General features: G+C 46.0%; 12 protein-coding genes. 6 read left to right on the forward strand and 6 right to left on the reverse strand.

What is annotated here, in order from left to right; translation table 11 throughout:
• Positions 1-384: 384 nt before the first annotated feature.
• Complete coding sequence (locus tag J7529_RS22885) at positions 385-1794, reverse strand: reverse transcriptase domain-containing protein (RefSeq protein WP_318730897.1); 1410 nt, start codon at positions 1792-1794, stop codon at positions 385-387.
• Between the two features lie 294 nt (positions 1795-2088).
• On the opposite strand from J7529_RS22885, the gene J7529_RS22890 reads away from it, so the two are divergent.
• Positions 2089-2553: a nucleoside 2-deoxyribosyltransferase gene (locus tag J7529_RS22890; RefSeq protein WP_318730898.1), complete on the forward strand. Its 465-nt coding sequence runs from the start codon at positions 2089-2091 to the stop codon at positions 2551-2553.
• A 21-nt stretch (positions 2554-2574) separates the two neighbouring features.
• Here the strand turns inward: J7529_RS22890 and J7529_RS22895 are convergent, their stop codons facing one another.
• The 4 genes from J7529_RS22895 to J7529_RS22910 form a co-directional block, all read right to left on the reverse strand.
• A complete protein-coding gene (locus tag J7529_RS22895) occupies positions 2575-3168 on the reverse strand; it encodes a hypothetical protein (protein WP_318730899.1) in 594 nt (197 codons plus the stop codon).
• A gap of 83 nt (positions 3169-3251) precedes the next feature.
• Entirely contained in the window at positions 3252-4496 is a 1245-nt protein-coding gene (locus J7529_RS22900; RefSeq protein WP_271940784.1) for a type II secretion system F family protein, read from the reverse strand.
• Positions 4497-4549: 53 nt separating this feature from the next.
• Complete coding sequence (locus J7529_RS22905) at positions 4550-5629, reverse strand: type IV pilus twitching motility protein PilT (protein ID WP_271940787.1); 1080 nt, start codon at positions 5627-5629, stop codon at positions 4550-4552.
• Between the two features lie 70 nt (positions 5630-5699).
• Complete coding sequence (locus J7529_RS22910; RefSeq protein ID WP_318730900.1) at positions 5700-7727, reverse strand: GspE/PulE family protein; 2028 nt, start codon at positions 7725-7727, stop codon at positions 5700-5702.
• A gap of 326 nt (positions 7728-8053) precedes the next feature.
• Here J7529_RS22910 and grpE point away from each other — a divergent pair, with 326 nt between their 5' ends.
• The 5 genes from grpE to rsgA all read left to right on the forward strand — a co-directional run bounded on the left by grpE (position 8054) and on the right by rsgA (position 13547).
• Complete coding sequence (gene grpE / locus J7529_RS22915; protein WP_318730901.1) at positions 8054-8863, forward strand: nucleotide exchange factor GrpE; 810 nt, start codon at positions 8054-8056, stop codon at positions 8861-8863.
• A gap of 139 nt (positions 8864-9002) precedes the next feature.
• A complete protein-coding gene (dnaK, locus tag J7529_RS22920; RefSeq protein ID WP_318730902.1) occupies positions 9003-10964 on the forward strand; it encodes a molecular chaperone DnaK in 1962 nt (653 codons plus the stop codon).
• A 143-nt stretch (positions 10965-11107) separates the two neighbouring features.
• Positions 11108-12238 (forward strand): molecular chaperone DnaJ, encoded by a 1131-nt coding sequence (gene dnaJ, locus J7529_RS22925; RefSeq protein ID WP_318730903.1) that lies wholly within the window; start codon positions 11108-11110, stop codon positions 12236-12238.
• On the forward strand, positions 12235-12522 hold the full coding sequence (locus J7529_RS22930; RefSeq protein WP_318730904.1) for a sulfurtransferase TusA family protein: 288 nt from the start codon (positions 12235-12237) through the stop codon (positions 12520-12522). The genes dnaJ and J7529_RS22930 overlap by 4 nt, the downstream gene beginning before the upstream one ends.
• Positions 12519-13547: a small ribosomal subunit biogenesis GTPase RsgA gene (gene rsgA / locus J7529_RS22935; protein ID WP_318730905.1), complete on the forward strand. Its 1029-nt coding sequence runs from the start codon at positions 12519-12521 to the stop codon at positions 13545-13547. Before J7529_RS22930 ends, rsgA begins: the two co-directional genes overlap by 4 nt.
• 34 nt (positions 13548-13581) lie before the next feature.
• Here the strand turns inward: rsgA and J7529_RS22940 are convergent.
• A partial coding sequence (locus J7529_RS22940; RefSeq protein ID WP_318730906.1) for a transposase occupies positions 13582-13958 on the reverse strand: 377 nt, incomplete at its 5' end.

Below are 13958 nucleotides of genomic sequence, written 5' to 3' on the forward strand. Positions count from 1 at the left end.
ATATGCTTTGATTGTCTCTTCATACCCATCAAATCTCTTCCTCAACCATTGTACCTCAATACAGCGCGAAGCGCTGTAAGCTCGTGCAGTATCGGCGATCGCGACAGTTTTTCCTAACAGAAACTCGAAAATTCAGTCAGATCAGTACATGTCTCTCTCCATAGGGGATACAGCGATCGCGATTTCCGAAAGTGACAGAAGAGGGATAAGCTAATGTTATGCTTATGTGATCGCGACCTTTCATTTCAGTTGACGTTTTGAGCAAAATACTATCAAAAAAGGTTGCTATAGCGATCTGGGAGCTGCTTTGTCACCCCTTGAGCTAGTCAAGTGTCTGTGAATGGGAAATCTCCAGCTATACGCTCCGCGTTAGCTGGATGAGCGTCAATTTCGTCCATACTTTTGACGAATGCGACCCACTTGCTCTTGAAATTGAGCGCCCTTCTCTGGATTCACCATGGCCACAAAATTGGCAAATCCTTGAATTGAAGCTAACACATTCCTAGAATGTCCCCAATGTTTACCTTCTAACCCCTGAGTTTCAATTTGGTGTAGGGTAGCGCGAAATTTCTTGAGGGTTTTGCGGTCTATATTTAACCCTTCGTTGACCACAATTCCCGTAACATCCAGTTGGCAAGATTTACGGCGCAAAATCCGCGTTTTCTCAGGATGGAGGGTAAAACTTTCGTAATCAATAAGTGATTCTGTGCGGCGCAAAATTCTACAGATATTTCTGAGGACATCACCAGAAGCCGAAAAGGTCAGATCGTCGGCATAGCGGGTATAGGTAAAGCCCAGTTCATCCGCCATCTGGGTTAAGCGTTTATCTAAACGACGACAAATGAGATTAGAAATAGCAGGACTCGCTGGAGATCCTTGGGGAAGATGCCGTTGATTGAGGGCAATATAATAAGTTTGGCCATCTAAGCTCACTTCTTCCACATCTGGGGCGGTACAGATTAGAGCCAAAATAGTTGCCACAGCTTCCGAATAGCCCAAGGAGCGAAATAAACCTTTCACCCGGCGATAGGAAATAGAGGGGAAAAAGTCTTTAAGGTCTAAATTAATCACCACTTCTGCTCCCACATGGTGGCTGGCATTCGTAATGATGGAGCGATCGCGGCAAAAGCCATGGGCCGCCTCATGAACCGGAATCTTCTCTAAAATCTGACTCAAAATCCAGTATTGCGCCCGTTTTAACCGGGGCATGGGCACAGAAATCAATCGTTCACCCCCCGTCTTTTTAGGCATTTTGAAGCGGATATAGTGGGATACAGTCGCCGTTTTCCGGTCAAAGGTCAAAAATCTTAGCTCGCCCAATGTAATCCCCATTTTTTGGGCAATATCGGCGGCTGTTGCCAGTTGAGGTAGTCCATGGCGATCGAGTTCTGAGGGGTTACTCTGCTGCTCTCCTAAACCCCCAGAAACCTCTTCCCCTAAATAAACAATCTCCTGTTGTTGACGCTCTTGCCAAACTTGTGCCCTTGCTTGTCTTTCCTCTTCCTGTCTTTGTTTCGTTTCTTCCCGCTTCCGGCGAGATTCCGCTAACCGTTGTTTTCGCAATTGCCGACGGATGGCTTGTTCATCTTGCAGTTGACGGTTTTTTTGTCGTAGCTCAGTCAGTTGCCGATACAGTTCTGAACGACGGCGAATTTCATCGGCTGGGTCTTGGGGAAGTTCTCCCTGTTCGGGCCAAAATCCATAGCGAATCATTTCTTCGAGGATGAAGGCTTCACGACCCATTTTGCGAATGCGATCGTAGAGTTCTTGGCGGGTACGGGGTTGATCGGACATGGTGATGAGCTAGAAGTGTTGAAAGTTAGCTTAATCTCGAAAAAAAGAGGATAAAATGTTGTAATCTATTCTCAAAGATATAAAAAATTGATTCAATGCTAGCCTCCTTTGCATCCCGAGTCAAACTCATCATCAAGTCGTTGTCTACTTATGGCTTGCATTTTTGAAGTCTCGACTCTTCTTTTAAATCGGGTTAAACGTCCTACTTGATATAACTTTGAAAAATGGCAGAGACTCATATCCAATTCCCTGAATCAATGATAAACTACCCTAACTAAATATCTTTTCACATTCATGCTTGATCGACCCTCTTGGATTTACATTGCTGCCCCATTATTTACAGAAGCAGAGCAAGAATTTAACGCTAAATTAGCCCAAAGATTAAAATCAGCAGGATATGCTGTCTTCTTACCTCAAGAAGAAGCCAAAGGCTTGACTGAAACTAAAGAGATATTTAAGCGGTGTTTATATGGACTGAATCATTCCCATCTAGTATTAGTAATTTTAGATGGTGCAGACGCAGATTCTGGGACTTGCTTTGAAGTTGGATTCGCCTACGCTAAGAAATTACCCATTGTAGGTTTACGGACAGATTTTAGAGGAACTGGAGATGACTGGGGACTTAATTTAATGCTACTTCAAAGTTGCAATCATTTACTCCTAGCTCAACGCAATTTACCCAGTAAAATACCCCCTAACATTACTGTGATTTTTCCAGGAGAAGATTATGTCCCTATTTTGCTCAAAATTATCGAATAATTCCGCTTAAGAAATCCGAGTTTAAATATCATAAGATTGTGCATCTAAATTCTCCAGTTGAAGATCGATTGAATCTTCTTCAAGTAAGAGGGAAGGATTTTGGATTAAAAACGGGAGTCCAGCACCTTTTAACCCCCGTTTAATTCGTTCAGGTGTTTCTAGAAATAGGAGAAAAATAGGTAAAATCTTGTCCGCACCTTCACTAATAATATGAGAAGAATTCAGAGGCATAACCCACTGATAATCTCCATCTAACCAAACTTGAGTTTGTCGCCATCGTCCCAAGAGATCGGAAAAATCTTCACCTGGCCGATGAATAAAGACAAAAATTTCCACCCCAGTCTTAATTTTCCACTCTGGATCGCACATTAAGAAACCCAGATCGCAGGGGAGCCGTGTTAATCCAATTGGAGGCTGATGAATCCCTTGAGAGATGATTTCTCTCGGTTTTAAATCCACAATAGGAAAAGGGATAGAAATTAAGCTCTCTTCTGGTCGTCGGAGACTCGGCAGAAATTCCACATAGGGGCGATACTGACGCAACAAGGAGATCGCCGACTTGAGATTACTGTATTCTGCTAATAGAGCTTCATAATGGGATTTTTTAATTGGCATCGTCTTATAATTATGTTGAGTATAATAAACAACAGGGAATTGACCCATCATGCAGATCGCCTTCCCCGTTATCATTCCAGACATTACAAGGTTTCAAACACCTTAAACATGGGTAGGTACATTGCCAGCAAAATCGAACCTACCATCCCCCCAATCACTACAATCATCACGGGTTCGAGCATACTGGTTAATCCTTTGACCGCTTGTTCGACTTCATCTTCATAGAAGTCAGCTACTTTCATCAGCATTTGGTCAATTTGTCCCGTTTCTTCCCCAATACTAATCATTTGAATAGCTAGGGCAGGAAATACTTTATAGCGGTCAAGAGCTGTACTAATCATCCCTCCCCCTTGAATTTCTTGGCGGGAAGCTTCCACTGCATCGGCAATAGTTTGATTTCCAGAAGTATCCCGAACAATTTCCAAAGAAGTGAGAATAGGAACGCCTGCACGGGATAGGGTTCCAAATGTGCGACAAAAGCGAGCCGTTGCCGTTTTTTTAATCAAATCCCCAAATAAAGGCACTTTCAGGAATTGCTTATCCATGATTTTTTTGCCTTGAGGGGTTTTGTACCAGTTATCGTACAACACCTTAGCAACAATTAAGATGACTAATAGGGTCACTGACTTTGCCGGAGAAGTTAGAAATGCACTAATGTGGAGCATCATCTGTGTAAATGCCGGTAATTCCACCCCAATATCGGCAAAGATATTGGCAAATGTAGGAATCAAAAATACCGTTAAGGCAACAAAAATAATCACAGCAAGAGTCCCTACCGTTGTTGGATAAGACATGGCTGATTTAATTTGGTTTTGCAACCGAGCCGAATCTTCCAATAACTTTGCTAGACGGTTGAGTACATCATCGAGTACCCCCCCAACTTCCCCGGCTGAAACCATGGCTACATAGAGGTCATCATAGCAATCCGGGTGTTTACCCATAGACTCAGATAAACTTGACCCCTCTTGCACTTCCGCTGAAATTTGTTTCAATGCCCTTTTGAGTTTAGGGTTTTCACATTGTTCGGTTAAAACGCCTAGACAGCGTACCATTCCCACGCCAGCATTAACCATCGCGGAAAACTGCCTGGAAAAGATAGCTTTATCTTTTACGGTGACACTAGCCGTCGCTGCAGCAAAGTTTTCGTTTAACTCATCCATGTCAAGGTTAGCAAAGTCAATGCCAAACAGTGGGGCTTTTTTGACTTCGCCTACCTCTAAACCTCGACTGAGCAATTCAGCACGCGCTGCACCAAGAGAGGCTGCTTTAACAGTTTCTCGCTTGGCATTTCCCATCGAGTCTCGAACATCAGCAACAAATTCAGGCATGGTTCATTATTCTTGAAATCATTGGGGTGGGCACATTGAGATTCAAAGCAAGATTAGAGTTTTTGTTTGGCCGGTTGAACCAAACGCATTAACTCATCGACTTTATTACATTTACCGATCGCATCTTCGTAGGAGACTTTCCCATCATTAACCAGTTTTGCCAAAGCCATCTCCATGGTTTGCATCCCCATTTTCCCACCCGTTTGAATCGCTGAGTAAATTTGAGTCGTTTTTCCTTCCCGAATCAAGTTGGCAATAGCCGGCGTATTCACCATAATCTCCTGAGCTGCACAGCGTCCACCACCAACTTTCTGCACCAAGTTTTGGGAACAAACCCCCACCATCGACCCCGACATTTGGGCCCGAATTTGGGGCTGTTGAATCGGAGGGAACACATCCAATAGCCGGTCAATCGTACCTGCCGCATTGTTAGTGTGCATAGTTCCAAAGACCAAGTGCCCCGTTTCTGCTGCCGATACAGCTAGACCAATGGTTTCCAAGTCCCGCATTTCTCCCACCAGAATGATATCTGGATCTTCCCGTAAAGCGGCTTTAAGGGCATTAGAGAAACTCTTCGTATCTTCTCCCCGTTGCCGTTGGTGAAACAAACTTTTAATGTTAGGAAAGACGTACTCAATCGGATCTTCTACCGTCAGAATATGTTCAGCACGGGTGCGATTAATCAAATCCAAAATCGCTGCCATAGTTGTTGTTTTACCCGATCCAGTTTGTCCCGTCACCAAAACCATACCCCGAGGTCGTTCTGACATTTCCCGCATGATTTCCGGAACACCCAACTTCTCAAAATTAGGAATTTTGGAGGCTAATGCCCGCAAGCACGCTGCATAACAGCCCCGTTCGCGATACACATTCACCCGGAACCGAGATAGTCCTTTAACCCCATAAGCACAGTCTAACTCCCAGGTTTGTTCTAGATCTTTACGCTGGTTATTGTTGAGCATTGAAAAGATCAGCCGCTGACAATCTGGGCCATCAAGCTGTTCTCCAAACTGAGGCTGGGGGGTTAATTTACCACTAATGCGAAAATAGATCGGCGCACCCGCTTGAATGTGCATATCCGATCCTCCTTGTTCAACCAAGGATTCCATCACGTCTTCAATCATATAACTCATCAGTTTTTTTCCTCAATTGTTGGTAAAATTCAACATCAAGCCAGAGTTCTCTGGCTAGAAAAGGGTAAGATTAATCACTAAAACGCGGGGTCATACAATAGGGGCAGTCCATCCATTCTTGTTGAAGTCCAGCTCCACAGACTCGACAGGTTAGCCCGGCTTTTCGTTTGGCCTTGAGTTCTGCCTCTAAACCACTATCGGTAAAGGTTACCCGCTCTACTTCTTCCAGAGTAGTCGATCCTTCACGCACCAGGTTTAAGCTGTAGGCTAACAGGGTAACCATGCCTTCTTCAACGGCTGCTTCTTTAATGCGTTCCGTGGGTGCGCCTTGGTTAATGAGGACTTGTAGATTTTCAGTTACCCGAAGGAGTTCATAAACCCCACAACGCCCTTTATAGCCCACACCGTTACATTTAGGACAAAGTTCTCCTTGTTCTTTTAAGGCAGCCCGTTCATCGGGAGCGATAGTGTTGGCCTTATAGAGGGTTAAATTTCCTTCTTTAGCTGCTGATAAACCAAAGCGAGAGAGTTCCTCTGGAGTTGGGGTATAGGGAATACGGCATTCACTACAGACTCGTCGCATGAGCCGTTGGGCAACGACCCCTAGGAGCGCCCCAGAAACCATGAAGGGTTCTACCCCCATTTCATCTAAGCGGGCGATCGCACCAGCCGCATCATTAGTATGCAATGTCGTCAATACCAAGTGTCCTGTGAGTGCCGCTTCAATTGCTGTCTTCGCCGTTTCCTTATCCCGCGTTTCCCCCACCAGAATCACATCCGGATCTTGCCGCAAGAACGCCCTCAGAATGGCGGAAAAGTCCATATTTTTTTCCCGAATTACCTGCACCTGGTTAATTCCTGGCAGGGCATATTCAATTGGGTCTTCAGCGGTTGAGATATTAATTCCAGGGTCGTTACGTTCAGCTAAAATCGAATACAAGGTGGTGGATTTACCTGACCCAGTGGGCCCCGTGACCAAAATCAATCCAAAGGGCCGAGAAGCCATATCTCGCACCATTTCTAGGGTTTCTGGACTGGTAATCAACTTATCCAAACCCAACTGCGTCGAGGAGTTATCCAAGATCCGCAGTACAATTTTTTCACCATAACGGGCTGGCAGGGTATTCACCCGAAAGTCTACCTTACGACCTTGGAAGATTCGCCGAATCCGACCATCTTGGGGTTTACGTCGTTCAGCAATATCAAGATCGGCAATAATTTTGAATCGGGATGTAATGGCTGGGACAATCTTCTTCGGAAAGGGAGGAAAGGGCTGTTGCAAGACCCCATCTTTACGAAAGCGAACCCGGAGGTCATTTTCTTGGGGTTCCACATGAATATCGGAAACTCCATCCGATAGAGCTTTCGCCAGAATCTGGTTAACCGCCTTAATCACTGGGGCACTTTCAGCATCTCCCAAAGCTTTATTTAAGTCGGCATCAGAGACTTCATCATCCTCTCCTTCTTCCAGATCGGTATCTCCAAATTGACTAATATCAATTTCTAACTGTTTAGAATCTACTTTTTTGGGATCGGGTGCTTTTTTAACTTGTTCGTCTAGATACTTGGAGATAATTGCTTGAAAATCTTCTGGGGTAATCACCATGCGATTCATGGTGAGTCCCTGGGGACGCAAGACTCGATTCAGGTCATCCTGAGCGGCTAAGTTATCTGGATCGACCAATGCCACTAATACAGCAGGTGGATTGGCATTATTTTTAGATAGGGGAACCAATTGGTAACGGCGACACAGATCCAACGGAATTAAGGTATCAATGAGTTCATTGACCTGATTCGTATCAATTTCATTAATTTCCGGATCGAGGGAATCAACACCGTATAGAATTTTAAGTTCAAAAAGCTGTTGCTTTTTGTACTGGCGAATTAGATCGGGGGAAAGTTGCTTACCGGTGAGTTGTTCTATTAAATCGGTCAGCGATCGCTTGTTTTTCCGGCTTTCCACCAGAGCCTTTTCCATATCATCTTTCTCAATAAAGCCAGACTGTACCAGTTTATTGCCAAAGGGAGAGAGATTATTCGCAACAGCAATTAAGGCTTTAGATTGCTGTCGGCGTGACGAGATGGGGGATTTGGTCATGGGGGGTGGAGATCTCCTCTAAATATGAATTAATTTAAGATAGCCTCATCAAGAAACTACGGATTTCTGAGGAATAGCATAGAGGGTGCTTGCAGCTAATCCTTCCATGCTACTATTATGCATGTTACCCAATGGTGAAAGGAAACGACCAGCTTGAGATCCGCTTCTGGAACAAAACTTAAGCCAAATATTTCTTCCATCGTCCCGTCAAACCGTCAAAAGACAGGATAAGCTAAAAAACTAGAGCTACGGCGATTGATGAAGATTCAGCATCTTTCCCGGAGTAATGATTGCATGATGTAGCGAGTCAGATTAGGTTAACCCCAATGATCGATGAGTCCAAGCCAGTAGAAACTTCTCAGAATCCCAACCCCGAAGACCTCTTGAATCAGGCAGAAAATCCAGCTAGTGTTTCTGCACAAGAGCCAGAAACCTCTAGTCCGGAAGTGGACAATGGAACAGAACCGGCCCAAGTTCAGGAAGATAGTGCTTCTGAAGGAATAGATCCATCTTCAGAACCCCCTTCAGAGACAACCGATCCAGCAGCCCATCAAGCGGATGTTGCACAAGCGGCCTTGCTAGCCGAAGTCTTAGCCAGTAAGGAATTGGAATTAGACAGTATAAAACAGAGTTACGAGGAAGTTAAAGCTCAATACCAACGTTTAGGAGCTGACTTTGATAACTTCCGCAAACGGACACAAAAAGAAAAGGGGGAATTAGAAGATCAGACCAAGTGTAAGACCCTACAAGAATTGCTACCAGTGGTTGATAACTTTGAGCGGGCGCGATCGCAAATTAAACCCCAAAATGATGGGGAAATGACAATTCACAAAAGTTATCAAAGTGTCTACAAACAATTAGTAGACTGTCTCAAACGCATTGGCGTTTCTCCCATGCGAGCAGAAGGGAAAGAATTTGACCCCAATCTCCATGAAGCGGTCATGAGAGAGGCAACCTCAGAATATGCTGAAGGCACGGTGACTGAAGAATTGATGCGAGGCTATCTTCTCAATGACCGAGTATTACGCCACGCCATGGTCAAGGTAGCCGCTGCACCAGAAGACGAACCGGCACTCCCAGTTGAGGACGCAACCGAACAAACAAACGAACCGGAAGCCGAAGAGAGTGAGAGCTAAAACCGTGATCTAAAATTAACGGTAATCGGTAAAGAAAGGGGAAATCACATCAACATCAAGTCCATATCCAACTTGATCGGTGATCCCTTTATACATAACCAATTATGCCGTTATTAACTTCAACATCTGGCAGCTTAATATGGGAAAAGTTATTGGGATTGATTTAGGCACAACCAATAGTTGTGTATCGGTATTAGAGGGAGGTCAACCCGTCGTGATCTCCAATGCAGAAGGTGGCAGAACTACCCCCAGTATGGTCGGCTTTGGCAAAGCTGGCGATCGCCTGATCGGTCAACTGGCCAAACGCCAAGCTGTCACCAACGCGGAAAACAGTATCTATAGCATCAAACGGTTTATCGGTAGGCGCTGGGACGACACGGAAATGGAACGCTCCCGTGTCCCCTACAAATGTATCCAAGGTCGCGATAGCACGGTCGATGTGCAAGTGCGAGGGCGTAACTATACCCCCCAAGAAATTTCCGCCATGATCCTACAAAAACTCAAACAGGACGCGGAAAACTACCTGGGAGAACCCGTTACCGAAGCCGTCATTACCGTTCCTGCCTACTTTACCGATGCTCAACGGCAAGCCACCAAAGACGCGGGGAATATCGCTGGTTTAGAAGTCCAACGCATTATCAATGAACCCACCGCTGCTGCCCTATCCTACGGTCTTGACAAACAAGACCAAGAACAACTCATTCTCGTCTTCGATCTCGGTGGCGGAACCTTCGATGTCTCCATTCTCCAACTCGGTGATGGCATCTTTGAAGTCGTCGCCACCTCTGGAAATAACCATTTAGGCGGCGACGACTTCGATAACTGCATCGTCACCTGGATGATCGAAGAATTCAAAGACCAAGAAGGGATCGATCTATCGGTAGATAAAATGGCCCTCCAACGGTTACGAGAAGCCGCTGAAAAAGCCAAAATCGAACTCTCAAATATGACGGCAACCTCCATCAACTTGCCCTTCATCACGGCTGATGAAACTGGCCCCAAACATCTAGAAATGGAGCTAACTCGCTCTAAATTTGAAGAGTTAGCCCAAGACATGATTCGGGGAACCTTAGAACCAGTAGAACAAGCCCTTAAAGATGGCAATAAAACCAAAGAAGATATCGATCGCATCATCTTAGTCGGCGGTTCCACTCGCATCCCCTCCGTTCAAGAAGCCCTTTCCCAATACTTTGGTGGCAAAAAACCAGACCGCTCCGTTAACCCTGATGAAGCCGTAGCTCTGGGTGCTGCCATCCAAGGAGGAGTCATGGGAGGAGAAATTAAAGACCTCCTGCTCCTGGATGTCACCCCCCTATCTCTGGGCATTGAAACCCTGGGTGAAGTATTCACCAAAATTATTGAACGCAATACCACCATTCCCACCAGTAAAACTCAAATTTTCTCGACCGCCACCGATGGTCAAACCTCAGTAGAAATCCACGTGCTACAAGGGGAACGAGCCATGGTCGCTGATAATAAAAGCCTGGGGAAATTCCAACTGACCGGTATTCCTCCCGCACCGCGAGGTGTACCTCAAATTGAAGTCTCCTTTGAAATTGATGCCAACGGTATCCTCAAAGTATCAGCAAGAGACAAAGGAACCGGACGAGAACAAAGTATCGAAATTACCAATACGGGTGGTTTAAGTCAGACCGAAATAGAAAAAATGCGCATGGAAGCGGAAGTCTATTCCGAATCTGACCGGGTGCGCCGCCAATTAGCCGAACTAAAAAACCAAGCTGAGGGTTTATTCCAGAGTTACTATTCCACCTTAGAACAAAATAGAGACGTAATTCCCGAAGATCTGCAAGTGGAAGCTCAAGGCCGGATTGAGCAACTGCGGGTGAGTTTAGAGGCTCCAGATAGCTCAGTGGAAGCAGTTAAAGAGCAAATGAATGCCCTACAACAAATTCTATTTACCATTGGTTCATCCGTATATGCAGGTTCAGGTGCTGTCGAGGACTTCACCCAAGGGGAAACGGTGATTGATTCGGCAGCAGAAACCATGCAAAGTTCGGTAGAATCGGAGCAAGAAGAAGACGATTTTAGCTTTGATGAGGAAGACGAAACCGTTTCGGCGGATTATGAAGAAATTGAGTAAAGCCTCAAATTTTTCCACCTCCTCCTTAAAATTCAGAGAAAACTAAGCTGTCTCCACCCCAAGAGACCGCTATAATACCGCTATAATAATGTGGAGTTCTATATGCCCACTTGTTGAGAGATCCCCGAAAGACAGAGCGCCCTATGGCCGACTACTATGAAATTCTCGGTGTTTCCCGCGAAGCAGACAAAGAAGAGATCAAGCGAGCCTACCGTAGGTTGGCGCGAAAATATCACCCGGATGTTAACAAAGAAGCCGGAGCTGAAGACAAGTTCAAAGAAATTAACCGAGCGTATGAAGTCCTCTCTGAGCCAGAGATCAAAGCTCGATATGACCGCTTTGGTGAAGCGGGAGTGAGTGGTGGAGCCGGAGGCCCTGGTTTTGGGGACTTTGGTGATATGGGTGGTTTTGCAGATATCTTTGAGAGCTTCTTCAGTGGCTTTGCTGGTGGTGGAGTGGGAACCCAAGGGGCAAGACGACGAGGCCCAGTCCGAGGTGATGATTTACGATTGGATTTGAAGTTGGACTTCAAAGAAGCCATTTTTGGTGGTGAGAAAGAGATTCGGATTAATCATTTAGAAACCTGTAAAACCTGTAATGGTTCGGGAGCTAAACCGGGAACGAAACCGGTGACTTGCCAAACCTGCGGCGGTTCGGGTCAAATCCGCCGAGCGACTCGCACGCCTTTCGGTAGCTTTACTCAGGTATCGGTTTGTCCGGCTTGTAATGGTCAAGGACAGGTGATCCAGGATAAGTGTAATGACTGTGGTGGTAGCGGGAATAAGCAGGTTACGAAGAAGTTGAAGATTAATGTTCCTGCTGGGGTGGATAATGGGACTCGACTGCGGGTATCTAATGAGGGAGATTCGGGACAGCAGGGTGGCCCTCCTGGTGATTTGTATGTTTATTTGTTTGTGAATGAGGATGCGGATTTCCGGCGGGATGGTATTAATGTGCTTTCGGAAATGAAGGTGAGTTATTTACAGGCGATCCTGGGTGCTCGCGTGCAGGTGACAACGGTTGATGGTACGGAAGAATTGACTATTCCCGCAGGAACACAACCGAATACAGTGTTGACGCTGGAGAATCGAGGAGTTCCTCGGTTGGGAAATCCCGTAAGCCGTGGAGATCATTTAATTACGGTGGTGGTGGACATTCCTAATCCTAAACAATTGAGTGCAGATGAGAAGGAGCATTTGAAGGAGTTGGAACGCTTAAGAGGCGATCGCCAAGATAAGGGAGGTGGGTTGTTTGGAGGGATTTTTAATAAATGAGTCTCCAGACTGATTTAGGTACTCCGGATGTTCAACTGGATTTACGGGGGACACCTTGTCCCCTCAACTTTGTCCGCACGAAGCTACAACTGGAAAAAATGGCTCCCGGTTCCCTATTGGAAGTGTGGTTAGATGCAGGGGAACCCATTGAGCAGGTTCCGGATAGCCTGAAAATGGCAGGTTATCCGATTGAAGGACTACAAGAGTCAACCCAGGATGAAGAGGAGCCGTTTTTTCGGCTGCAAGTTCGGCGATCAGATCCGGAAAATCTGCCTCCACAATGAATCAGGTTTGGGTGGGTACGGTGTTGGCAGTTCAAGCCAATTTTTATCAAGTTCAGCTTGATGAGGAAGGGTTAACCACTCCTTTGCTCTGTACTCGCCGATCGCGCCTGAAGAAGATTGGTCAACGGGTGATGGTGGGAGATCGCGTGGGGGTAGAAGATCCAGATTGGTCAGGTTTGCGGGGGGCGATCGCCCAAGTCTATCCCCGAACTACCGAGTTATCCCGGCCTCCTGTAGCCAATGCGGATCAACTGTTACTGGTTTTTTCTGTCGATCAACCCAGTCTCGACCCCTATCAACTCAGCCGGTTTCTCGTCAAAGGCGAATCAACATCATTGAGTTTGTGTCTCTGCTTAAACAAGAGTGACCTGGTTTCAACTGAGTGGAAAGAAGCATGGTGTCACCACTTAGGACAATGGGGTTATGTGCCTCTGTTCATTAGTGTGGTGAGTGGACAGGGGTTAGCAGAACTCGAGCAACAGCTAGCGCAACGAGTCACGATTGTTGCAGGCCCTTCTGGGGTGGGAAAATCGAGTTTAATTAATACTTTGATTCCCGATGCCCATTTGCGGGTAGGGAAAGTGTCTGGAAAGCTCCAAAAGGGACGACACACCACTCGTCATGTGGAGTTATTTAAGTTACCTAGTGGCGGACTTTTGGCGGATACCCCCGGATTTAATCAGCCGGATGTAGACTATCCTCCAGAAGCATTAGGAGACTATTTTCCAGAAGTGCGGGCGCTCATGAAGGTCGATCATTGCCAATTTAGTGACTGTTTGCATCGGGAAGAACCGGATTGTGCAATTCGAGGAGACTGGGAGCGCTACGAACATTATCTCATGTTTTTGCAAGAGGCGATCGCCCGTCAAGAACAGCGCGATCGCCAAGCCGATCCTGAATCTACCCTGAAGCGTAAAGGTCACAATACTTACGAGCCTAAACTGAATACCAAAAAATATCGCCGTCCCTCCCGCCGTACCCAACAACAACAGTTGGAAGAATGGTACAAAGATGCTGAAATTTGACACTCCCCGGTCTGAAGACGCGGGGATTCTTCATTCATCGAGATGCCGTAAGAGGGCAGGATTTCTCCAACTCACCAAGAGGGCTTCTCTCCTGAAGCGTAAATTCCTCTGTGCCCCAGAGTATTTTTAATCCACGTTGCAGAATTACTTTCGCCGCGTTAATGTCACGATCCTCCACATATTGGCAGTGTGGACAAATGTGAGTACGAGTTGATAGGGTCTTTTTGACAATTTCGCCACAATTGGAACATTCCTGAGAGGTATAGTGGGGAGGAACTGCAATCGTTACTCTTCCGTATTTACCCCCAAAATATTCTAACCACCGCCGAAACTGCGACCATCCTGCATCACTTATCGACTTGGCTAGTTTATGGTTTCTAACCAGGCCGGCGATATTCAAATCTTCATAGG

The sequence above is a fragment of the Roseofilum sp. Guam genome, from assembly GCF_017746735.1.
In the GTDB taxonomy this organism is placed as follows: domain Bacteria; phylum Cyanobacteriota; class Cyanobacteriia; order Cyanobacteriales; family Desertifilaceae; genus Roseofilum; species Roseofilum reptotaenium.